Source organism: Streptomyces sp. HUAS TT11, assembly GCF_051553595.1.
Classification (GTDB): Bacteria; Actinomycetota; Actinomycetes; order Streptomycetales; family Streptomycetaceae; genus Streptomyces.
The window spans coordinates 6,334,634-6,356,048 of sequence record NZ_CP196184.1 but is presented as its reverse complement, the minus strand read 5'-3'; the positions used below and the strand labels follow the sequence as shown (position 1 = coordinate 6,356,048).

Below are 21,415 nucleotides of genomic sequence, written 5' to 3'. Positions count from 1 at the left end.
GCGTGAACGGAACGAACGGACAGGCCTGCCCGGAGTGCGAGGCACCGAGGCGGCCGGACGGCACGCCGTCGTGCGGGTGCACCCGACGGGCGTCCGAGGCGATCCGGGACGCCCGTACCGCGGAGGCGGCTGCGGCGGAGGACTTCGATCCGCTGCGGATCCGGCCGTATGTGGACCTGGGGGTCACCACGAGCGCGGCGCAGGCGGCCGTCGACGAGACCGTGCAGCTCGTGGCCGTGCCGCAGGGGGCCGGCGCGGCACCGGAGGGTGCGCAGCGACCGGACACCGCCCTTCCCGACACCTCCGCGATGCCCGCCACGTCCGGCGCACCGGACGAGACCATGCAGCTCACGGCCCTGACGCAGGACGGTTCCCGGGCCGACGGGGCCGGCCGGCCGGACGAGACCATGCAGCTCGGCACCCTGCCCGCCGGGGCCGACCGGGCCGAGGGACGTCCCGCCGCAGCCCCGCCGGACGCCGCGCCGACCCACCGCAGGCGCCGGCGGCGCACGGTGGTGCTGGCGGCCGGCGCGGCCGTCGCGACGGTCGTGGCGGCCGCCGGGCTGGCCAGTGGGCTCTTCTCCTACGACTCGCCGGAGCGGAACGGCGCGCTGCCCGAGGACGTACGGGCGAGCGTGCCGGAGCAGGCCGTACCGGACGCCGCGTCCGCGTCGGCGTCCACGGCGTCCGCGCCCGTCGCCCCGGCGAGCCTGTCCCCCTCGCCGTCCACCAGCACTTCGCCCCCGGCCTCGCCCAGCACGACGCCGAGCGCGACCGCCTCCACCGCTCCGAGCCGGTCGGCGACGACCGAGTCGGCCACCGACTCTCCGTCGCCGACGTCCGGCGACGACGGGGACAACGATCCTTCGCAGGAGTCCCTGCGGCACGGCGACAGGGGCCCGGGCGTCACCGAGCTGCAGCTCCGGCTGCGCCAGGTCAACCTGTACTTCGGTCCGGCGAACGGCCGGTACGGCAACCAGGTGGAGAACGCCGTGCGCACGTACCAGTTCATGCGCGGCATCATGCAGGACGAGCACGGCGTGTACGGGCCGGCCACGAGGGCGAAGCTGGAGTCGGAGACGTCCCAGCCCTGACGCGTCCGGCCGGGAACCCCCGGTCAGCCGATGTGCAGCCGGATCCGGCCGTCCGTCGTCGCCTCGACACGCACCTGCGTGAGGTCCCGGACCAGCACATCGGGTCCGTGGGCTCCGGCCCGCGGGCCGACGCCGACGACCCGCATCCCGGCGGCCCGTCCCGCGGCGATGCCCGCGCCGGAGTCCTCGAAGACGAGGCAGTCCTCGGGGGCGACCCCCAGTTCGGCGGCACCCTTCAGGAAACCCTCGGGGTCGGGCTTGCTCGCGCCCACGCACTCGGCGGTGATCCGCACGTCGGGCAGCTTCAGGCCCGCGGCACCCATGCGCCCGGTGGACAGCGCCACGTCCGCGGACGTCACCAGGGCGTGCGGGAGTCCGTCGAGGGAGGCGAGGAACGCGGCGGCGCCCGGAACCTCGACCACACCGTCCAGGTCGGCGGTCTCCTCGGCGAGCATGCGGGCGTTGTCGGCGAGGTTCTGCTCCATGGGGCGGTCCGGCAGCAGAACGGCCATCGAGGCGTGGCCCTGGCGCCCGTGCACGACCTTCAGCACCTCGTCGCCGTCGAGCCCGTGCCGATCGGCCCAGCGCCGCCAGCACCGCTCCACGACGGCGTCGGAGTTGACGAGGGTGCCGTCCATGTCGAGGAGCAGGGCGCGGGCGGTGAGAACGGTCGTGGCCGTCATCGGCATGTCTCCAGTGCGCGGGGGGAAGGGGCCGGCTGGCGACCTCCGGGGACAAGGCGGCCCCGCCCGCCGGTCAGGGGAAGCGGACGGGAGCCACTTTGTTCCTCCACGATACAAAACGACTCCCGGCCCCGCCACCGCGCCCGACCTGCATCGAAGGTGCCACGATCCGCACGGACATCAACCGGCCACCCGGCGGACACCGGAAGGGCACCGGACGGCCGCACGCCCCGGACGCGCGGACCCCGGCGGCCACGGTCCCCACCCGCGCCCCGCACCGCGGCCGTCAGGCGGCCACGACCTCGTACAGGCTCCAGGCCCCGAGGACCAGCATCAGCAGCGCCGCGATCTTCGTGATCAGTTTCAGCGGCACCCTCTTCATCAGCGCCTTGCCGCCGACGATACCGAGGCCCGCGACCGCCCACAGGGCGAGGACCGCACCGAGGCCCACCGAGAGCGGGTCGTCGTAGCGGGCGGCGAGGTTCGCCGTCATGATCTGGGTGAGATCACCGAACTCGGCGATCAGGATGAGCATGAAGCCCGCCGTCGACACCTTCCAGAAGCTCTGGTTCTCGGGCCGGCGGATCTCCTCGTCGCCGTCGTCCTTCTTCAGCAGCAGCACGGCGGCGCCACCGAGGAAGAGCAGACCGGTGATCCCGTGCACGATCTGCTGCGGCAGCAGGGTCAGCAGGCTGCCCGCCGCAACGGCCAGCACGACGTGCAGCAGGAAGGCGGCGGCGACTCCGGCGAACACGTACGAGGCGCGGTACCGGGTGCCGAGGACGAGCCCGGCGAGGGCCGTCTTGTCCGGCAGTTCGGCCAGGAAGACGACGCCGAAGACGAGCGCCAGGACGGTGATGCTGATCAAGATTCCTCAATCGGTCGGGGCTGCCCCACCGAGAGTGCTGTGACTGCTGGACACCTCGGCACGGCAGCACACGGATCACCCATGCCGTAGGGCACGGACGTGCACTGCATGCCGAAGGTCTCGCTGGCCGATCCCACGACGGGATCCGCCTCCGGGCGCCGGCTCAGGCGGGCTGAGCAGTATGTCGACGGTCCGGCGAAGAGCTACTCCCCTTCTGCGCCGTCCATCGTACGCGACCTCGAGGGATCCTTCCCCGGGCCGTAAGTCATGTCACACACCTTGATATGTCATGTACGCGTCACTAGCTTCTCACCCAACGCACGCCTGCCCGCAACGACCCCCCACGAGCATTCCTTCGCCCGCACCTCAACGCCCCTACCCCACAAGGGAGTTCGCATGCGTAAGGTCTACGCGCGTCGACACCTCAGCATAGTCGCGGCCCTCACCGGACTCATAGCCTCCGTCGGACTCTTCAACGGTCCGACCGCCTCCGCAGCCCTCCCCACACCCGTCAGCGCCACCACCGCCCGCAGCTACCTCTCCTCCCTCACCGTGGCGACCGAGAACCGCACCGGCTACAACCGCGACCTGTTCCCGACGTGGATCACGATCAGCGGTACCTGCAACACCCGCGAGTACATCCTCAAGCGGGACGGCTCGAACGTCGTCACCGACTCCGCCTGCGTCGCCACCAGCGGCAGCTGGTACTCCCCGTACGACGGCGCCACCTGGAGCGCCGCCTCCGACGTCGACATCGACCACCTGGTCCCGCTCGCCGAGGCGTGGGACTCCGGCGCGAGCAAGTGGACGACCGCCCAGCGCCAGGCCTTCGCCAACGACGTCACCCGTCCGCAACTGCTCGCCGTCACCGACAACGTCAACCAGGCCAAGGGCGACCAGGACCCGGCCACCTGGATGCCGTCCCGCACGGCGTACCGCTGCACGTACGTCCGCGCCTGGGTGCAGGTGAAGTACTACTACAACCTCTCGGTCGACTCCGCCGAGAAGAGCGCGCTCCAGAGCTACCTGTCGGGCTGCTGACGCAGGGCCCCTCCCGGCCCCCCTCCGTCGTTCCGTACCGTACGGGGCGACGGAGGAGGGGATCACCGTGGTGAGACTGTGTCTGGGACCGCTGCTGAGGTACGTGGACGACTCGTCGGCGACCGTCTGGGTCGAGGCGAGCCGTCCGTGCACCGCGCAGGTGCGCTGCCCGTCGGGCGCCGGCGGGAGGGCCCGCACCTTCCAGATCGCCGGGCACCACTACGCGATCGTGCCGGTCACCGGGCTGACGCCGGGCACGACGGAGACCTACGAGGTGCTGCTGGACGACACACCCGTGTGGCCGCAGCCCGAGTCGCCCTACCCGCCCTCCACCATCCGCACGTCCGACCCCGAGGTCGTCCGTGTCACCTTCGGCTCCTGCAGACTGGCCGCACCTCCCCGGGGCCGTCGGGACCCGGTGGGCCCCGACGCCCTCGACACGATGGCGGCGCGGCTCGCCGCCGACCCGGACGCCGAACGGCCCGATGTGCTGCTGCTGTTGGGCGACCAGGTGTACGCGGACGAGACGTCCCCCGCGGTCCGTGCCCGGATCGACTCGCGTCGCGGCCTCACCGACCCCCCGGGCGTCCAGGTGGCGGACTACGAGGAGTACACCTGGCTCTACCACGAGTCCTGGCTGGACCCGGAGATCCGCTGGCTGCTGTCGACCGTGCCCAGCTGCATGATCTTCGACGACCACGACATCATCGACGACTGGAACACCAGCGCGTCCTGGGTGGCCGACATGCGCGCCACCGCCTGGTGGCGCGAACGGCTGCTGAGCGGCCTGATGGCGTACTGGGTCCACCAGCACCTCGGCAATCTGTCCCCGGCGGAACTGGCCGCCGACCCGGTCTACGCGGCCGTCCGCGAGACCCCCGACGGCACGGACGTCCTGCGCGCGTACACCGCCCAGGCCGACGCCCGTCCCGACACGGTCCGCTGGAGCTACCACCGCGACTTCGGCCGAATACGCGTGGTGATGGTGGACACCCGGGCGGCCCGCGTCCTCGACGAGGGCGGCCGGGCGATGCTGGACCCCGCGGAGGCCGACTGGCTGCGCGAGCGGGTGCTCGGCACCCGGGGCACCTGCGACCACCTCCTGATCGGCACCTCGCTGCCCTGGCTGCTCCCGCACCTCGTGCACGACGCCGAGGCATGGAGCGCCGCTCTGTGCCGCGGTGAGCGCGGTGCCCGCTGGGCCCGCTTCGGCGAACGGCTGCGCCGGACCGCCGACCTGGAGCACTGGGCGGCGTTCCCGGAGTCGTTCGACGCACTGGCCGCCCTCGTCTCCGAGGCGGGCACCGGGCAGGGCGCGCCGGCGAGTGTGTACGTGCTGTCCGGCGACGTGCATCACGCGTACGTGGCGGAACCGCAGTGGCCGGGCGCGGGACCCGACGCCCGGGTCCTCCAACTGACCTGCTCCCCCGTGCACAACTCCGTCCCGCTGTCCATGAAGCTCGGCTTCCGCTTCGGCTGGAGCAGCCTGGGGCGCGCCCTGGGCCGCCGGGTCGCCCGGCACAGGCGGGGAGCGCGCACCGCTCTCGACTGGCGCCGCGCGGGCGGCCCGTGGTTCGGCAACCAGCTCATGACGCTGACGCTGCGGGGCCGTTCCGCCTCCCTGCGGGTCGACCGGGCGCGCCCGGACGGGACCGGAAAGGCGCGGCTCACGACCGTGGAGGAGTCGTCCTTGACCGCCTCATGAGGGACATCCGGGGCGTGTGGGACGCGCGTTGGCTTCCGCGGCCCACGCAGGCATGATGAGGCGGACCGTCCGCCTCACGCGGGCGGATCTGTCGCCCTGCGCCCCCCACACGCCCGGGAGTCACCCGTTTTGTCTGCCGCGACCGTGGAATCCGTGCCCGTCTCCGTCTCCGTCGCCGTCGTCGGCGCGGGGCCACGGGGCACGAGCATTCTGGAACGCCTCTGCGCCTCCGCCCCGGAACTCCTTCCGCCCGGCACGCGGCTGACCGTGCACGTCGTCGACCCCGCGCCCCCGGGGCCGGGCCGGGTCTGGCGCACCGCGCAGTCCCCGGAGCTCCTGATGAACACGGTGGCCTGCCAGGTGACGTTGTTCACCGACGAGAGCGTGGAGTGCGCGGGGCCGATCCGGCCCGGGCCGAGCCTGTACGAGTGGGCACGCGACGGCGTGGCCGACACGGACGGGCGCGGATGGCCGGACGGCGGCGAAACGGGGCCGGCCAAGGGCGGGTTGGGGCCGGACGACTACCCGACCCGCGCCCAGTACGGCCGTTACCTGGAGTGGGTGTTCGCCCGGGTGGTGGACGGCGCGCCGGACGTGCTCCGGGTCGAGGTGCACACGGCCCGCGCCACACGCCTCACCGAGTCGCCCGACGGCCGCCAGGTCCTCGCCCTGTCCGACGGCCGCACCCTCGCCGGTCTGTCCGCCGTGGTCCTCGCCCAGGGCCACCTCCCCTCGATCGACGGCCCCGACCGGCGCCGGCTCGCCGCGCACGCGGCCCGCTACGGTCTGCGCCACATTCCTCCCGCCAACCCGGCGGACGTCGACCTCTCCCCGCTCGCACCCGGCGAACCGGTTCTGCTGCGCGGCCTGGGCCTCAACTTCTTCGACCACGCGGCCCTGCTGACGACGGGCCGCGGCGGCCGCTTCGTCCGTACTCCCCAAGGGCTGCGCTACCGGCCCTCGGGCCGTGAGCCGCGCCTGTACGCGGGCTCCCGCCGAGGTGTCCCGTACCAGGCGCGCGGCGACAACGCGAAGGGACCCCACGGCCGCCATGCCCCGCTGCTGCTGACCGACGAGGTGATAGCCGGGTTCCGCAAGCGCGCGGACTCCGGGGAGGCACCGGATTTCCGGGCGGAGATATGGCCGTTGGTGGCGAAAGAGGTGGAGACGGTCTACTACGAGGCGCTGTTGGGCCGTGTGCAGGCCGAACACGCCGGTTTCCGGGACCGTTTCCTCGCCACCGAACCCGCCGGGCCCGAGGAGAGCCGTGTCCTCGAAGAGTTCGGCGTACCGCGTGCCGACCGCTGGTGCTGGGACCGTGTCTCGCGCCCGTACACGGGACGGACCTTCGGCTCCCCCGCCGCCTGGCGCGGCTGGCTGCTCGGCCACCTCCGTGAGGACGCGGCCCAGGCCGCGCTCGGCAATGTCGAGGGTCCGCTCAAGGCCGCCCTGGACGTGCTGCGCGACCTGCGCAACGAACTGCGGCTGATCGTCGACCACGCCGGTCTGTCCGGCGGCTCCCGCCGGGACGATCTGGACGGCTGGTACACCCCGCTCAACGCGTTCCTGTCCATCGGGCCGCCCCGGCGGCGCATCGAGGAGATGGCGGCGCTGATGGAAGCGGGCGTGCTGGACGTGCTGGGACCGGGCCTGGAGGTGCGGGCCGAGCCCGGCACATGGGTCGCCCGCTCCGCCTCGGTCCCGGGTTCGACCGTATGCGTCCGCACACTCGTCGAGGCGCGGCTGCCCGAGCCCGATCTGCGGCACACCGCCGACGAACTCCTCGGTGGGCTCTTCCGCGCGGGGGGATGCCGTCCGCACACGGTCGACGGGTACGAAACCGGGGGCGTGGACGTGACACCGCGCCCCTATCACCTGATCGACCGTCAGGGCGTGGCGCACCCACGGCGGTTCGCCTTCGGGGTGCCGACCGAGGGCGTGCACTGGGTGACCGCGGCGGGCGCCCGCCCGGGAGTGGATTCGGTCACCTTGTCCGATGCCGACGCGGTGGCGCGCGCGGTCCTGCGCGCGACGGCACCGAGGTCGGGTCCGCGAGCCGCTCCGGCGGCACGGCCGCACGGCGCACTCGCACGCATCGACTAGTCGCTCGGCTGCCCCTCACCACCGCGCCGCTCGCCCCGCCCGACGGCGCCGCGTGCACCGGGGCGGCAACGCGCCGAACCGCTCCGGCTCGGGGCCCGGCTCGCCACGGCAGTCGGTTCGTCGTCGGTGGCCGGTACCGCCCGGCGCTCGCCGTGCCGCGTCCCCGGAAATCGGGCAGGGCCGAACGCCCAGGGCTCCGGAGAGCGAAGGCCGGTCGGCAGGTGCGGTTCGGCGCGGGCGGGACGCCGGACGATGCGGTGCGGCGCGTGAACGGCGAGGACCGCTCCTTCGCGCCATGGCCGAGGCGGTCATGCCCGGTCCGGCGCGCCGGAATGGGCGTACTGCGCCCGTCCGGCCGGACCGCCGTCGCTCCGCGCGCTCCTCCCGCCTGGTCGTCCCCGGACGCGAGTCCCGCCCCGACCGCCTCGGACGGACCCGGCAGGCTCACCAGCCCCCGGTGCCTCGGCCGCCACAGCCAGGCGTACGCTGTACGGCTGTCGAAGGCCGCTTCCTGCCGCTCCCCAGCGAGACTGCGGCACGCAGTTGCCTCTGGGGAGTCATACGGGGAGTTCGGGTGTGGGAGAGTATGGGGTCGTTGGCCGACAGCCCCTGGATCTATCCGGCGGTGGCCGCGTCGGTCCTGCTGGACGTCTTCGTACCCCTGCTGCCGAGCGGTGTCCTGGTCATCGCCGCGGCGACCGCCGCGGCGGCCGGATCGGCCGTAGGACACACACCCGACATTCTCGGTCTCGTCCTGTGCGCTGCGACGGCCTCGGTCCTCGGCGACCTGGTGGCCTACCGTCTGGCCTGGCGCGGCGGCGCCCGCCTGGACCGTGCCATCGCCCGCTCGCGGCGGCTGACCCGCGCCCAGGAACGCCTCGGAACGGCGCTCGCCCGGGGCGGCGGCGCGCTGGTGATCCTCGCCCGGTTCGCACCCGCCGGCCGCTCGGTCGTCTCGCTCGGCGCGGGCGCGGCCCATCGCCGCGCCCGTGACTTCGTGCCCTGGTCGGCGCTCGCCGGTGTCGCATGGGCCGCCTACAGCGTGGCTCTCGGCTACTTCGGCGGCCAGTGGCTGGGCGCGACCTGGCTGGCGACGGCCGTCTCGGTGGCGGCCCTGTTCGCCGCGGGCGCGGGCGCGGCCTGCCTCATGCGCCGCCCGGCACCTCGGAAGTAGCCTCCCGGGACCGGCCCCGCACCTCCAGGCCGGCGAGCAGTTCCGCGGTGGCCGCGGCGATCACGTCCACCGCGTGGTCGAAGACCTCACGGTTGTGGGCGGCCGGGGCGCGGAACCCGGAGATCTTGCGCACGAACTGGAGGGCTGCGGCGCGGATCTCCTCCTCCGTGGCGTCCTCGGGGATGGCGGGCGGGCGGAGCGTCTTGATGCTGCGGCACATGGGTCCAGTGTGACCCCATCGCGCGGCACGGTCCCGCCCTCCCGGGCACATCGGTGGGAACATCCTCGTCGGCCGCCCGATCGTACGGCGTGTGACCACTGTGGGCATCCTCCATGTGGGCGGTCCCACCGCCGTCATCGAACCGGGCGGTCCACGCCTGCTCACCGATCCCACCTTCGACGCACCGGCGAGTACCCCCTCGGCTTGCGCAGCCTGGTCGAGACGGTCGGTCCCGCAGTCCGGGCCGTGGAGATCGGCCCGGTCGACGCCGTCCTCCTCCCGCACGACCAGCACCCGGACAATCCGGCTCCGCAGGTCGGCGTCATCCGGCCGAGGCGCCCCTGGCGCCGTCCACCGCGTCGGCGTACGACCGCGCCGGTGCGCCGGTGCGGGCCCTGTCCTCCTGGGAGCACCTGGAACTCCCCCGCCCCCGTGGCTGGGTGCCGCGTGTCACCGCCGGGCCCGCGCTGCACGGGGCCGAGGGCAGCGAGCCCGTCGTCGGCGAGGTCACCGGCTTCGTTCCGTCCGGCGGGGGCCTGCCCACGGTGTACGTCAGCGGGGACAACGCCTCCCTCGACGTCGTCCGCCACATCGCCGACCGCCTCGGACCGTTCGACGTGGCCGTCCCGTTCGCCGGTGCCGCCCGCACCCCGCTCGTTCCGGACGCGCCGCTCACACTGACCAGCGAGGTGGCCGTGGAGGCAACCCGGATCCTCGGGGCCCGGCAGGTGGTTCCGCTGCACTTCGAGCACTGGGCCCACTTCGGCGAGGACGGCGCCGCACTCACCGAGGCGTCCGCGGACGCGGATCTGTCGGACCGACTGCACCTGCTGGTACCGGGCTCCTCGGTGCGGCTGTGAGCGATACCCAAGCATTTCCTTGGAGATCGGCAAGTTCCCCCGAGGATTGACTGGATTCCAGGCCCTTGTGATCCTCGCCGAGGGGCCCCGGCCGCGGGGGCACACGGCGAGGAGCGGGGACGGAACATGGCGAACGACGACCTCAGCGTGGCGGTCCTGGGCCCCGGCGGTGTCGGGGGGCTGCTGGCCGCACTGCTGGCTCGCACCGGCCATCGGGTGACCTGCCTGGCGGGCGACAAGACCGTACAGGCACTGCGCGAGCACGGCATCCGCGTCAGCAGCGGCCGCTACGGGCCGTTCACCGCGCGGGTGGCGGCGGACACGCGGCTGCGGGAGCCCGCCGACATCGTGTTCGTCACGGTGAAACACACCGCGCTCGACGCCGCGCTGGAGCGGGTGCCGGCGCACGAGCTCGCCGAGGACGCCCTCGTCGTACCGCTGTTGAACGGCGTGGAACACCCGGCGGTACTGCGCGAGCGCTATGGGGCCGGGCGCCTGGCCCCCGCGGTGATCCGCGTCGAGTCGACGCGGGTCGCGCCCGGCGTGATCGAGCACGACAGCCCGTTCGTGGAGATCGATCTGACCGGTGAGAACGTGCCCCGGGGACGACTCGACCGGCTGACCGGGGCCTTGGAGTGGGCGGGGGTGCGGGTGCGCGTCCTGGACGGTGAGGCGGCCGCCCTCTGGGCGAAGATGGTCTTCCTCGCGCCGTTCGCGCTGCTGACGACGCGTTACGGGGTGCCCCTGGGCGAGGTCCGCACCCGGTATCGCGAGGAGTTGGCGGCGCTGGTGGAGGAGACGACCGCGGTCGCCCGGGCGGCCGGCGCGGCCACGGACCCCGCGGTGGCCCTGGCCCGCTACGACGCGCTCCCGGCGGAGATGAAGTCGTCGATGCAGCGTGACGCCGAAGCCGGCCGGGCACTCGAACTGGACGCGATCGGCGGCGCATTGCTGCGTGCCGCCGAACGGCACGGGGTGGCGGCGCCGGTGGCGACCCGGCTCGTGCGGGAGCTGCGCTGGTCCTTCCTCGACGCATGAGGGCCGGGTCGGAACGACCGAAGTCCCGGGCCGGAGGCCTCGGTCGGCGTCCCGGAGGCCCAAATACCCTCAGGGCGCGGTGTTGTGCCGGGTGACGGTGTCGGCGAAGGCGTGGGCCGACGGGGACAGGGTGTCCCACCGGCGGACCGCCCAGCCGACGGTGAGGGGTGGCAGTTCGGGCACCGGGACGAACCGGAGCCGCGGCCGTTCGTCGGCGCGCCAGCCGGGCAGATCGGGCACGACCGCGTGCCCGACGCCGAGTTCGGCGAGCAGGATGGCGGTGTCCCAGTCGGCGACGCTCGTGTCGGAGGAGGCCGCCGGTATCCCCAACTCGGCACAGGAGGCCTCGAGCTGAGCGCGGGAGGTGGACCCCTCGGGCAGCCCTATCAGCCGCAGCCCGGCCAGATCGACCGCCTCCACCCGCTCCCGCCCGGCGAGTTCGTCGTCGACCGGCACCGCGAGCACCCAGGGAAGGCGGACGACGGGCCGCTGCTCGACGCCGCGCACCGGCGCCCCGAGGGTCACCCAGGCGAGGTCGAGCCCGGGCTCACGGAGCGCGTCGAAGCATCCGCGGCTCGAACTCTCGGTCCGGAACTCCAGGCTGACCCGGGGGTGCAGCCCGCGGAACTCGGCCACCGCGGCCGCCATGAAGTGCCGCACGGTGACACTCCCGGTGGCGATCCGTACGACACCGCCGTCGCCCCGGGCGATCTCCGCCAGTCTGCGCAGCGCGAGATCGAGGCCGGACATCCCTTCCTCGGCGGCCTGCCGGAGCACACGTCCGGCGCGTGTCGGCACGACTCCGCGCGACTGCCGCTCCACGAGGCCGACCCCCACCTCACGCTCCAGCCGCCGTACGTGCTGACTGACGGCGGACTGGGTGCACCCCAGCTCCCGGGCCGCGGCGCTGAGGCTTCCGGCCCGGCAGACGGCGACGAAGACACGCAGATCATCGAGGGTCACGGGCATCAAGGTAGCCGCCCGGCGGAACGGGCCGCCGGGCGGCCGCCAAGGGGTCAGACCGCGTGGGTCTTGGCCAGCAGATCCAGGACCTCGGCCGTCGTGCCCGTCTCGCCGAGACGCGGGAAGATCCGCTCGACGCTGCCGCGGTGGGCCTCGGGGTCGGCGTCGGCCATGGCGTCGGTGACGAGCGTGACGTGGTAGCCGTGCTCGTACGCGGCCCGTGCGGTGGACTCGACACCGATGCTGGTGGCGATGCCGGTCAGCACGATCTGGGTGACGCCGCGGCGGCGCAGCTGGACGTCGAGACCGGTGCCGTGGAAGGCACCCCAGTTGCGCTTGGTGACCTGGATGTCGCCCGGGTGGCCGGACAGTTCGTCGACGACGAGGTCCCAGCCCTCGGGGAAGGAACGCGCGCCGCGCTGCTGCTCGGTGCGGCCGGGGACCGCGTCGGAGCCGTCGGCGGCGAAGGACACCCGGACGAGGACGACCGGAAGATCCCGGGCCCGGAAGGCGTCGGCGAGTTCGGCGGTGCGGGCCACCACCTCGGCGCCGCTGTGGGGCTGGACGGGCATGGCCGCGATGCCGTTCTGGAGGTCGATCACGACCAGAGCGGTACGCGGGTCGAGGGTGGTGAGAGCCATGGCTCAGGCCTTTCGGAAGCTGGGGGTGGAAGAGGAGGGCGAACGATCCGGCGGAGCGACCCGTACGGGCGGCACGGGTCCCGCCGCCGTCGACGGGGCCGGTTCGGGCGGCCCCCCCGTGTCGGCGCCGCGGGCGGGGAGCGCCGTGTCGGCGGCGGGGGTGCCCGGGGCTCCGAGGTACATGTGGGTCCGCGGCAACCCGACGGCGGGGGCGCCGAGTTCGGCGGCGGACGTCGGGTTCCGTACGCAATCCGGGATCATCGGGGCGGACGGCCGGCGGACGCTGCGGGCGGCCGGAGCGGCGCGCCGGATGCCGGCGTCCGCGGGGACGAGCTTCGGTATCACGGCCGGGTGAGCCGTTCCATCAAGGAGAGCGCCTCGAGGACCGTCTGGCGCTCCTCCTCCGTGTAACGGTCCTGAAGAGTGCGGGCGAGCCACTCCTGACGGGCCTGCCGGTCGCCCTCGACGCGCTCACGGCCCGCATCGCTGAGGGTGACGAGCTGGCGGCGGCCGTCGTCGGGGTCGGGACTGCGGCGGATCAGGCCGAGCTGTTCGAGGACGGCGAGCGTGGCGGCCATCGACTGGGGACGGACGCCCTCGGCGGACGCCAGGGCGCTGGCCGTGGCGGCACCGCCCTTGCTGATCAGGGTGAGCGCGGACACCTGGGAGGGCGTGAGGCCCTCCTCCCCCGCGACCTCCCGCATGCGCCGGCGCAGTCGGCTGAACACGACCCGCAGGTCACGCGCCGCACGAGCGGCGGACGCGGAGACGCCCTCGATGTTCTGCTCCATGGGCCCTCACGCTAATTCCTTCAGGCACGGCTGTCCAGTTCCACCTGAACAGCCTGTCCTGAGAAACATCGGCAGAGAACCCGAACAGGGGGCGCGAGGCGCCCCAGGAGCCCTCAAAGAGGGGGAAATTGCAGGTCAGCGCACTGGCTCAATCGTTCGAGTGAACCGCAGGAAGCGACTCGCATCCCAAAATCGAACAGGCGTAGCATTGCGGCGTGGCTGCGACCTATGACTTTCCGAGTGACCTCCTCGCCGGTCAGGAGGAGCTGCATCAGGTCCGGGCGGAGCTCCTGGCCCTCCTCAAGCGACTTCCCTGGTCGGTGGAGCCACTGGACGGATTCAGCGACGACACCGGTTGGCGCAAGGTGGAGCGCCCCGCCTCCCCCGGCTGGACCGAGGACGAGCAGGCCGAGGTGGAGAAGCTCCGGCAGCGCGAGCGGGAGCTCGCGGTCTTCGTCTCCTGCCACCGCTTCTGGGCGGACGTGACCGCCGAGAAGACGGTGGACGCACGGATGCGGCTGAAGCACACGCACGCGGAGCCGTCACGGGAGATCTGACCGAGCCGACACCGGGACCCCGGCCACGCACGGCCGGGGTCCTCGCATGAAGCGAGCCGGCCGATGCCGCCGCGCCGACGGCTCGACACGGTGGTGGCCCGTCACATCCGGCACACCCGCGCCCGTGCCGGTCCGTACGCCACCCGGACGGCCTCATGGACGGGGCGTCAGCGGCCGGCCGTCCCGGACGAGCGGTCCGTACGGCGCAGGGCTGGCCCCCCACCGGCGGCGCAGCCGAACCGGTTCACGGCGGAAGTGCCGGGGAACTCGACGTCGGTCGCGTGGAGTCGGCCTGCCGGGCCGGGGCGCGCGCCTACGGGTGACGGCCGTCAGGCGAGGTCGACCTCGAAGGACGACGTGGTTGCGTCCTCCCCGGTCAGGGTGACCGTCCCGAAGGTGATGATCGCCACCGAGTTACCGCCCGTCCCCCGAGGTGAAGCGCCGTCGGGCACTGCGCCGCTCACCGCGCAACCGGCCCCGGACGGATCGCGTCCGTTGCCACCGATGGGCCGGGTTCGCCGCGAGGAGGCTTCCGTGATCTCTCTGGTGTTCCTGATGACCGTCGGCCTGGTGGTCGCGGTCATCGGGGGTGCGTTCGTTCTCGCCCTGGTCGCGGCCGTTCTGGGGGGAAGGTCGCTGCTGCGGTCGAAGAGGCGCGACCCGGTCCGGGTACCCGAGTCGTCGGACCCGGCGCAGTGACGGTCGGCGCGGCGGCTTCGGACGGTCCGTGCTCGTCGTACCGCCCCGGTGGATGCCCGGCGGGCGGCCCGGGGCGCCACGGCTCCCGCCGCGCCCGCGGCTTCACCAGCCCCTCACACTTCGCACGGCGCTTTCGCGAGGCCTTCGGATGCACACCCGTCCAGTGGCGTCAACGCCCCTGCGGGCACCCCTGACCTGCATCGTGCACGCCCGGACCACATGCCTGCGCACACAGGACATCCAACGTCGGGCCGCCGGTGCGAGAGTCGTTGTCGTCAGCACGCAGGTGGCACCGGGGCGTCCGGGGCCGGCGGCCCGGCATTCAGCCACAGGCCTCAGGCGACCCCGATCGCACGGATCGTCACCCGAGAAGAACAGGGAAGACGCATGTCCGAGCAGAACACGCCGACCGCTCCCGTCCTGGAACCGGCCGCCGCGGACTTCGCCGCCGCCACGGCCAACCCGCCCTATCTGTTCGACCTTGGGCCCGTCGAAGGCCGCAAGACCGTTGACGAGGTGCAGTCCGGCGAGATCGAGAAGCCGGTGGTCGACGAGGAGTGGATCACGGTGTCCGGCGGCCCCACGGGCACCGTCCGGGCGCGTATCGTCAAGCCGGCCGGCGCCACGGGCACCCTGCCGGTCGTCATCTACATCCACGGCGCCGGCTGGGTGTTCGGCAACGCCCACACCCACGACCGTCTGGTCCGTGAACTCGCCGTCGGCGCGAAGGCCGCCGTGGTCTTCCCCGAGTACGACCTCTCGCCCGAGGCGCGCTACCCCGTCGCCATCGAGCAGAACTGGACCGTTGCGAAGTGGGTCGTGGAGCAGGGCGCGACCAAGGACCTGGACGCCACCCGGATCGCGGTGGCCGGTGACTCGGTCGGCGGCAACATGACCGCGGCCCTCACCCTGATGGCGAAGGAGCGCGGCGGCCTTCCGCTGCTCCAGCAGGTGCTGTTCTACCCGGTGACCGACGCGAGCTTCGACACCGGCTCCTACCACCGGTTCGCCGAGGGCTACTTCCTGCGCCGCGACGCCATGCAGTGGTTCTGGGACCAGTACACGACGGACGAGGCCCAGCGCGCCGAGATCACCGCCTCGCCGCTGCGCGCGACCGTCGAGCAGCTCGAGGGACTGCCCCCGGCCCTTGTCATCACCGGCGAGGCCGACGTCCTGCGCGATGAGGGCGAAGCGTACGCGAACAAGCTCCGCGAGGCCGGTGTCCCGGTCACCGCGGTGCGCTACCAGGGCATCATCCACGACTTCGTGATGCTGAACGCGCTTCGCGGGACGCAGGCGGCCGAGGCCGCCGTCACCCAGGCGGTCACGGTCCTGCGGCGGGCCCTGAACACCGACTGATCTCCCTCCACGGCGGTGGCGGGAGCCCGGTTCACCGAGTCCGGCCACCGCCGTCCGCCGCACCGGCCACATCGCCGCATCCGCCTGTGCGGGCCCTGAATCGATGGCCCGCGGTGACGGCCCGCGACCGGCGTGGCACGGCACCGACCGACCGGCGACGGCCATGGGTCCGGCGACCGCTCGCCTCACCGGCCGTACTGCATGGACAGCGCGCCCCTGATCCGTCATGCTGCCCCGGCGGTGGTGGGCCACCGCCGAGCGCATGGTGCCAGGGGTGGGGATCGATGGAGCAATCGCAGGTGGCAGCCGTACCGCCGGAGCGGATCCGTTACCGGTTGACGCCCCTGCAGCGTCTGCTGCCCGTGCTGCCGGGCGTCGTCGTCATCCTGTGCGCCCCGGTCCTGTTGTGGCTGGACGGAGGACCGTTCGACCCGGTACTGGTCTCGATGCTGATCGCCTGGGGTGCCCTGGTGCCCCTGCTTCTGATCACCTCGCGGCCCTTCGGGATCACTCTCACCCCGTCGGCGGCAGTGGTGCACAACCTCCGCCGCCGGACCATCCCGTGGTCGAACGTCCAAGCCATCCAGATCGATTCGCTCCTCGGAAGCCGGACCGTCGTGCTCTACGAAGCGGGCGGCCGCCGCACCCGTCTGCGGGCGCCGATCACCGGGTTCCTGAGCATGGATCGCAGATTCGAGGAGAAGTTCCACACGATCGGCCGGTGGTGGCTGGACCACCGCGGCCCGAACTGGGTGCCGGTCCCGCCGCCGAGCGTGCACTGGGGTGGCCCCCCGGCACCCGACGGGAACCCCTACGCCCCTCCGGCCTAGTCATGGCACGGAATCGGTGCGCCGGGGGTGAACTCGTCCTCGGCACCCCGGCTCCCGTCGGCCTCCGCGTTCCCCCGGCACGAGCGGGGGCGCAGCCACCGGGTCGTGCCCGACGGGCTCCCGCGATGCGAACCGCCGGGTGGTGCGACGACAGACGGCTGCTCGGCCGGCCGCGATCGGCTCATGGACAGCCCGGTCAGGATCCGGCAGGATCGGCGGATGTCGAGGTGGGAACGGCCGGTGGTGGTCGCCGTATGCGGGTCTCCGGGAGCCGGAAAGACCACCGTTGCCCGCGCGACGGCACGCCGTCTCCGTGTGCCGTTCCTGACCCGGGACGAGATCAAGGTCGGCCTTGGGCTGTCCTCCGCTTCCGTCGCCCCGGACGGTGGCGTCCGGCTCGACCCGGATTTCCACATCGCCGGCGGCCCTGTGAGTCTTCGCGCCGAGACCGTGATGGTCGACGCGGCCCGGCTGTTCGCCTCATCGGGGGTGAGTTTCGTCGTGGAGTCCTCCGTGCTGTCGCGCACGCTGCTGGATGCGCTGCTCGCATGTGAGGCCCGAGTGCTCGCTGTTCACGTCATCGCCCGCGAATCGGTCATCGGGGAACGCCTTCACGCCCGCGCGGCCGCAGGCGGGGCAGCCGACCGACAGCTCTGGTCCCAGTTCCAGCGGGGCGAGTTGAAGCGGTCGATCTTCCATCCGCCGAGCGGAGCCGATGCCGTCGTCGATGTCGACACCTCGGATGACGGTGAACCGGACATCGAACCCATCGAGGCGGCGGTCGTCGCCCTGACTCGATGACCGAGCGCGGCTCAGGGGTTGCCGGTGATATCGGTCCGACGGGAGGCAGCGAGATGGGCGTCTTCGTCTCCATCAGGGGCTGGCTGGAGTGCGACGAGCGGCAACTCGCCGCCGTCCGGCAAGTGATCGCGGACCATTCCGACGAGCACTACAGCGGCGGCTGGGGCTTTCCGAACCGCCATTTCAACTGGACCTACTACGTCTTCTACGGCGGCGATGTCCGCGAGTCGGCCGTGGACTGGTTCATGGAACAGCTCCGGTCCATGGCAGCGATCCCGGCCTCCGACGAGGACGGGGACCGGGTTCTCGGATTCTTCGTGGCCGGCAGCGAGGTGGCTCCGCAGGTCGAGTGGCAGGTGCGGGGTGGATCCGTGACAACCCGGCCGACGGTCCACCGACTTGACTATCTGGCCGACTGACACCGGCCTGCGGGCTACGGGCTACCGCCTTGGGCCGAGTCCGGCGTACGTACCCTGCCGTACTCCGATTTCCCATGAATCCCCGGCCGTTGTGCACCGAAGCCGCCGATCCGACACCCCTGACGACGCTTACGGTCCCGTCATCCGGCAGGTTCCGTACGCGTGATGCCGTCGCATCGGGCGTGTGCAACACAGGCCGTCTCCTGTAGAGCGTGCCTGGCCTTCAGAAGGCCCCCGTGACAGGGACGAACCCGCGGAGCGGTCACCCCGGCCACGACGCGTTCGGCCGCGTCTCGGCATCGTCCGTCTCCTGACCGGGCGTACGCAGCGGGCGTCAGCCGATCGCGGCGGCTGCGACCGCGCTCTCGGCGAGGCGGCGAGCGGCCGCGTCGGTACGCGCGACGTCATGGGTCACCAAACGGTCCTGACACAGCCCGCGCAGACCGGAGGCGAGCAGTGTGGCAGCGGCCCGCGCCCGCTGTGGCGGATGCCCCAGCCGGACGTAAGCGGCGGCGATCGGTCCCATCATGGCCTCGACGGTGTCGGCACCGAGGCTCCCGTACTGCTCCGGTTCGGTGGCGGCCAGGCTGAGCAACTGGAGCAGCATGCGGATCACCCCGGACTGCTCCCCGACGGTGATCGCCTCCCACAGGTCCTGGACGGCTTTGCCCAGACCGGCGGGGTCGTGGACGTCGTCGAACACCGCCCGGATGTCGGGACGGCTGGCGGCCAGCGCCTGGGCCAGCAGGTTCTCGCGGCTGCCGAAGTAGTACAGCAGCATGCGCTTGGTGGTGCCGATGGCCTCGGCGAGCGGGCTCAGCGACATCTGCGCGAGACCGTGGTGCTGAAGGTGGTGCACAACCTGTTTCAGCAGTTCGGCACGCTTTTCGGCGTTGACGGGGCGAGGCACACCTTTGACTGTACCGATCGGTACGCGTATGGTCCACCCGACGTAAATGTGCCGATCGGTACATCAACGGAGCGCCGCAAGGGCCACGGCCACTTGCGAGGACCGGAGAGGGGCGCCATGGAGCTCGCCGCGCCGCGAGTGACGTTCGCGATACGCAGGGTCGAAGGACCGGGTCCCGCGGCCTCCCCACGGAGGCCCGGAAACAGCTCCGAGACCTCCGCCCAAGCCGTGGACGCAGCGAAGACCGCCGTCGGAACGGTGCCGCCCGCCCGCGAACCAGGGCCTACTGCGCGCGGTTCGGGTGCGTGCGAACTGCTTCCTCGGCCCCGCCACGGCGGCCATGGCATCGCCGCGCATCCGGTCGGCAGCGCATCCTGCGAGCCCTACGGCGTGGCTCACCACGGCACCCAAGGGGTGGGTCTGTGACACACCGGATCGAGCATCCTCAGGGCATACCTCTGGCCAGGACCGTGGCCGAGACCCTGATGTTTCCGACGCTGCTGTTCCTCGGGCTTCTGTTCTGCTTGGCTCCGGCCCTGCACGCGCCTCAGCCGCACCACGCGAAGATCGCGGTCGCCGGACGCGCAGCGGAACGCAAGGTCGACGCCGCTCTGCAGCGGCAACATCCCGGTGGGTTCGACGTCACCGCCGTGGCGGACGCCCAGGAAGCCCGCCGAGCGGTCCTCGACCGGGACGCCGTGGCGGGCTACGTCGCCGGGCACCGGCAGAGTGTGCTGTACGTGGCCAGGGCCAACGGGATGTCCCTCGAGCAGGCGCTGACCAAGGGCTTCACCGAGCTTGCGGCGCACAACCACCAGAAGCTCACGGTGACGGAGGTGGCGCCCACCGTGGCCAAGGACCAGAACGGCACGACCCTGGTCTACTTCGGTGTCGCCTGGAGCATCCCCGGCTACATACTCGCGACGACGCTCCTGCGGGCGGTCACCTTCAACCGTCGCAGGAAACTGATGACGATCGTGGCCGTCGCCGCCCTCTTCAGCGTCGTGGGGTTCTACACCGGCGTCGGGCTGGGCTACCTGCCCGACAACCCCTGGGTCCTGGCGATCGCCTTCCTGCTCACCACGGCGGTGGCCACGTTCGCCTCCGGCGTGGCGCCTTTCACCAAGCAGTTCTTCCCCCTGGTGGGCATGGGTCTGTACATCGTGCTGAGCGTTCCCAGCAGCGGCGTGTCACCCGTCCCGTTGCTACCGACGTTCTTCCAGTACCTGCACGCCGTCATGCCGTTGGGCACTGCGGTGGACGCCATGAAGGGAATCCTCTACTTCGACGATGCGGGGGTACTCAAGCCGGTTCTCGTGCTCTGCGCGTGGATCACGGCGGGTGCGGCCCTGCTGGGCCTCGACGCGTGGAGGCACCACCGCGAGGCGGTACGACGGGGCGGGGAGGACGAGCGGGAGGACATTGAGGAGCCGCCGGTGGAGGACCCGTCCGTGAACGCACCCACGCCTACCGCGCTGCCGGTCCACCGCCACCACTTCGGTGAGCCGTTGCCGATGCTGGAGGGCGCCGTGCACAACGGCGAGCAGCAGCCGGTCCACCATGCCGCCGTGACCGTCATGGACACCAGCGGCCGGCAGTTGGTGCGGACCACCACGAACGCTCAGGGCGAGTACGCCGTCACCGGACTGCCCGAGGGATACATCAGCGTCGTGGCCTCGTTCCCCGGCCGAAACCCGATGGTCCACCAGAAGCTGCTGCAGTCCGGCGTCGCCGTCCGGGCCGACTTCACCATGCAGGACCGGTCCTCCGCTGAGGCGGTGTCATCTCGGGTGCAGTAAGCGCACGCCACACGGTTCGGGCGGGCGAGAGCAGTTCCTCTCCCCCACATCCACCGTCCGGGTTCGCCGGTTCGCCGGTCGATGAGGGGAGTTCGCCCTGATGCCGAACGACGCGCCTGAGCACGGGACCTGAGCTCTCATCAGGTGAATCGTCGACCTCCTGGAGGTCGCAGGAAACCTGGTCCGGCGCGGGCTCGGTGTCCTCGCCCCGCCCGGGCACCCCGGGTGGGGCGATCATGTGGCGGCAGGTTCCCGGTGTCCGGCGAGGAGCATGGTGATCATGGATCGGGCGGTGGCCCTGAGCCGTTCGGGGTCCTGGTAGACGCGTTCCATGACGACGGTGCCGCGGGTCATGGTGACCAGGACCCGGGCCGCCTCGGCGGGCGGGACGGTGAGGCGGTCCGCAGCGTCCGGCCGGGACAGCCGTTCGATCATGGTGCCCTCGAGGCGGTCGAGCATGCCGCGGATCGCGGCACGGATGGGCTCCGCGTCGGCCTGGGTGTCGGTGGCCGTCTTGGTGGACAGGCAGCCGCGGGCCGGGGTGCCGCGGGTCATGGACGTGATGGTGAAGTCGAAGAAGTCCTCCAGCGCCCGCCGGACGTCCGGCTGGTCCAGGGCGGTGCGGGCGTCGGCGACAAAAGCGTCCGCGTAGCCCGCGAAGACGCGCAGGAACAGCGATTCCTTGTCCTGGTACGCGTTGTAGAGCGAGCCGCGCTGCACGCCGGTGGCCGTCGCCAGGTCCTGCATGGAGGTCGCCCCGTAGCCCTGGTGCCAGAAGACGTCCAGGATCCGGCCCAAGGTGTGCTGCTCGTCGAACTGCCGCCGTCCCGCCATAACCCCACGGTAATTCATTTTTGACG

General features: G+C 72.3%; 24 protein-coding genes and 1 pseudogene. 16 read left to right on the top strand and 9 right to left on the bottom strand.

All coding sequences use genetic code 11. From position 1 onward, the window contains the following. Nucleotides 1-2 precede the first annotated feature (2 nt). Nucleotides 3-1,094, top strand: a complete 1,092-nt coding sequence (locus ACSHXN_RS28350; protein WP_438304114.1) for a peptidoglycan-binding domain-containing protein — start codon at nucleotides 3-5, stop codon at nucleotides 1,092-1,094. Between the two features lie 23 nt (nucleotides 1,095-1,117). On the opposite strand, the gene ACSHXN_RS28345 is transcribed toward ACSHXN_RS28350, so the two are convergent. Together ACSHXN_RS28345 and ACSHXN_RS28340 are read right to left on the bottom strand one after the other, a co-directional pair. Then, nucleotides 1,118-1,783 carry an HAD-IA family hydrolase gene (locus ACSHXN_RS28345; RefSeq protein ID WP_355132120.1) on the bottom strand — a complete coding sequence of 222 codons (666 nt, stop codon included), beginning with the start codon at nucleotides 1,781-1,783 and terminating at the stop codon, nucleotides 1,118-1,120. 280 nt (nucleotides 1,784-2,063) lie between these two features. Continuing rightward, entirely contained in the window at nucleotides 2,064-2,645 is a 582-nt protein-coding gene (locus ACSHXN_RS28340; protein ID WP_059125898.1) for a TMEM165/GDT1 family protein, read from the bottom strand. 396 nt (nucleotides 2,646-3,041) lie between these two features. Between ACSHXN_RS28340 and ACSHXN_RS28335 the strand changes: the two genes are divergently transcribed. From ACSHXN_RS28335 to ACSHXN_RS28320, 4 genes are all read left to right on the top strand, one after another. After that, nucleotides 3,042-3,686: an HNH endonuclease family protein gene (locus ACSHXN_RS28335; RefSeq protein WP_355132118.1), complete on the top strand. Its 645-nt coding sequence runs from the start codon at nucleotides 3,042-3,044 to the stop codon at nucleotides 3,684-3,686. A gap of 67 nt (nucleotides 3,687-3,753) precedes the next feature. Continuing rightward, a complete protein-coding gene (locus tag ACSHXN_RS28330) occupies nucleotides 3,754-5,391 on the top strand; it encodes a DUF7800 domain-containing protein (RefSeq protein WP_438304110.1) in 1,638 nt (545 codons plus the stop codon). Nucleotides 5,392-5,520: 129 nt separating this feature from the next. Next, a complete protein-coding gene (locus ACSHXN_RS28325; RefSeq protein WP_438304108.1) occupies nucleotides 5,521-7,494 on the top strand; it encodes an FAD/NAD(P)-binding protein in 1,974 nt (657 codons plus the stop codon). A 586-nt stretch (nucleotides 7,495-8,080) separates the two neighbouring features. Further along, nucleotides 8,081-8,668: a DedA family protein gene (locus ACSHXN_RS28320; RefSeq protein ID WP_383356753.1), complete on the top strand. Its 588-nt coding sequence runs from the start codon at nucleotides 8,081-8,083 to the stop codon at nucleotides 8,666-8,668. On the opposite strand, the gene ACSHXN_RS28315 is transcribed toward ACSHXN_RS28320, so the two are convergent. Continuing rightward, nucleotides 8,640-8,888: a DUF2277 domain-containing protein gene (locus tag ACSHXN_RS28315; protein ID WP_059125893.1), complete on the bottom strand. Its 249-nt coding sequence runs from the start codon at nucleotides 8,886-8,888 to the stop codon at nucleotides 8,640-8,642. The two genes, ACSHXN_RS28320 and ACSHXN_RS28315, sit on opposite strands and share 29 nt — an antisense overlap. A 100-nt stretch (nucleotides 8,889-8,988) precedes the next feature. Here ACSHXN_RS28315 and ACSHXN_RS28310 point away from each other — a divergent pair. Together ACSHXN_RS28310 and ACSHXN_RS28305 are read left to right on the top strand one after the other, a co-directional pair. Then, nucleotides 8,989-9,748 (top strand): annotated as a pseudogene (locus ACSHXN_RS28310) (MBL fold metallo-hydrolase). A 126-nt stretch (nucleotides 9,749-9,874) separates the two neighbouring features. Beyond that, complete coding sequence (locus tag ACSHXN_RS28305; RefSeq protein ID WP_356112846.1) at nucleotides 9,875-10,786, top strand: ketopantoate reductase family protein; 912 nt, start codon at nucleotides 9,875-9,877, stop codon at nucleotides 10,784-10,786. Nucleotides 10,787-10,855: 69 nt separating this feature from the next. On the opposite strand, the gene ACSHXN_RS28300 is transcribed toward ACSHXN_RS28305, so the two are convergent. Both ACSHXN_RS28300 and ACSHXN_RS28295 read right to left on the bottom strand, forming a co-directional pair. Continuing rightward, on the bottom strand, nucleotides 10,856-11,749 hold the full coding sequence (locus ACSHXN_RS28300; protein ID WP_355132113.1) for a LysR family transcriptional regulator: 894 nt from the start codon (nucleotides 11,747-11,749) through the stop codon (nucleotides 10,856-10,858). 53 nt (nucleotides 11,750-11,802) lie between these two features. Beyond that, nucleotides 11,803-12,390, bottom strand: coding sequence for a hydrolase (locus tag ACSHXN_RS28295; RefSeq protein ID WP_355132112.1), 588 nt, complete (start codon nucleotides 12,388-12,390; stop codon nucleotides 11,803-11,805). Here ACSHXN_RS28295 and ACSHXN_RS28290 point away from each other — a divergent pair. Next, nucleotides 12,389-12,745, top strand: a complete 357-nt coding sequence (locus tag ACSHXN_RS28290) for a hypothetical protein (RefSeq protein WP_438304104.1) — start codon at nucleotides 12,389-12,391, stop codon at nucleotides 12,743-12,745. The two genes, ACSHXN_RS28295 and ACSHXN_RS28290, sit on opposite strands and share 2 nt — an antisense overlap. Here the strand turns inward: ACSHXN_RS28290 and ACSHXN_RS28285 are convergent. Next, entirely contained in the window at nucleotides 12,732-13,181 is a 450-nt protein-coding gene (locus tag ACSHXN_RS28285) for a MarR family winged helix-turn-helix transcriptional regulator (protein ID WP_355132110.1), read from the bottom strand. The genes ACSHXN_RS28290 and ACSHXN_RS28285 overlap by 14 nt on opposite strands. Before the next feature lie 215 nt (nucleotides 13,182-13,396). On the opposite strand from ACSHXN_RS28285, the gene ACSHXN_RS28280 reads away from it, so the two are divergent. Then, nucleotides 13,397-13,738, top strand: coding sequence for a hypothetical protein (locus tag ACSHXN_RS28280; RefSeq protein WP_355132109.1), 342 nt, complete (start codon nucleotides 13,397-13,399; stop codon nucleotides 13,736-13,738). A gap of 329 nt (nucleotides 13,739-14,067) precedes the next feature. On the opposite strand, the gene ACSHXN_RS28275 is transcribed toward ACSHXN_RS28280, so the two are convergent. After that, nucleotides 14,068-14,202 carry a hypothetical protein gene (locus ACSHXN_RS28275; protein WP_438304101.1) on the bottom strand — a complete coding sequence of 45 codons (135 nt, stop codon included), beginning with the start codon at nucleotides 14,200-14,202 and terminating at the stop codon, nucleotides 14,068-14,070. Between the two features lie 70 nt (nucleotides 14,203-14,272). Between ACSHXN_RS28275 and ACSHXN_RS28270 the strand changes: the two genes are divergently transcribed. The 6 genes from ACSHXN_RS28270 to ACSHXN_RS28245 all read left to right on the top strand — a co-directional run bounded on the left by ACSHXN_RS28270 (nucleotide 14,273) and on the right by ACSHXN_RS28245 (nucleotide 17,846). Beyond that, nucleotides 14,273-14,437 (top strand): hypothetical protein, encoded by a 165-nt coding sequence (locus ACSHXN_RS28270; protein WP_355132107.1) that lies wholly within the window; start codon nucleotides 14,273-14,275, stop codon nucleotides 14,435-14,437. After that, nucleotides 14,434-14,631, top strand: coding sequence for an AraC family transcriptional regulator (locus ACSHXN_RS28265; protein ID WP_355132106.1), 198 nt, complete (start codon nucleotides 14,434-14,436; stop codon nucleotides 14,629-14,631). Before ACSHXN_RS28270 ends, ACSHXN_RS28265 begins: the two co-directional genes overlap by 4 nt. Before the next feature lie 193 nt (nucleotides 14,632-14,824). Beyond that, entirely contained in the window at nucleotides 14,825-15,796 is a 972-nt protein-coding gene (locus ACSHXN_RS28260; protein ID WP_438304098.1) for an alpha/beta hydrolase, read from the top strand. A gap of 284 nt (nucleotides 15,797-16,080) precedes the next feature. Further along, the gene (locus ACSHXN_RS28255; protein WP_355132104.1) at nucleotides 16,081-16,626 is read left to right on the top strand and encodes a hypothetical protein; all 546 of its coding nucleotides are present in this window, start codon (nucleotides 16,081-16,083) and stop codon (nucleotides 16,624-16,626) included. A 219-nt stretch (nucleotides 16,627-16,845) separates the two neighbouring features. Next, nucleotides 16,846-17,427 carry an AAA family ATPase gene (locus tag ACSHXN_RS28250; RefSeq protein WP_438304096.1) on the top strand — a complete coding sequence of 194 codons (582 nt, stop codon included), beginning with the start codon at nucleotides 16,846-16,848 and terminating at the stop codon, nucleotides 17,425-17,427. A 53-nt stretch (nucleotides 17,428-17,480) separates the two neighbouring features. Beyond that, nucleotides 17,481-17,846: a hypothetical protein gene (locus tag ACSHXN_RS28245; RefSeq protein ID WP_438304094.1), complete on the top strand. Its 366-nt coding sequence runs from the start codon at nucleotides 17,481-17,483 to the stop codon at nucleotides 17,844-17,846. A gap of 334 nt (nucleotides 17,847-18,180) precedes the next feature. Here ACSHXN_RS28245 and ACSHXN_RS28240 read toward each other — a convergent pair whose 3' ends face one another. Next, on the bottom strand, nucleotides 18,181-18,756 hold the full coding sequence (locus ACSHXN_RS28240; RefSeq protein ID WP_355132101.1) for a TetR/AcrR family transcriptional regulator: 576 nt from the start codon (nucleotides 18,754-18,756) through the stop codon (nucleotides 18,181-18,183). A gap of 422 nt (nucleotides 18,757-19,178) precedes the next feature. Here ACSHXN_RS28240 and ACSHXN_RS28235 point away from each other — a divergent pair, with 422 nt between their 5' ends. Continuing rightward, nucleotides 19,179-20,555, top strand: coding sequence for a carboxypeptidase regulatory-like domain-containing protein (locus ACSHXN_RS28235; protein WP_438304091.1), 1,377 nt, complete (start codon nucleotides 19,179-19,181; stop codon nucleotides 20,553-20,555). A gap of 234 nt (nucleotides 20,556-20,789) precedes the next feature. Here the strand turns inward: ACSHXN_RS28235 and ACSHXN_RS28230 are convergent, their stop codons facing one another. Beyond that, nucleotides 20,790-21,389, bottom strand: coding sequence for a TetR/AcrR family transcriptional regulator (locus ACSHXN_RS28230; protein ID WP_356293192.1), 600 nt, complete (start codon nucleotides 21,387-21,389; stop codon nucleotides 20,790-20,792). Nucleotides 21,390-21,415: the final 26 nt, after the last annotated feature.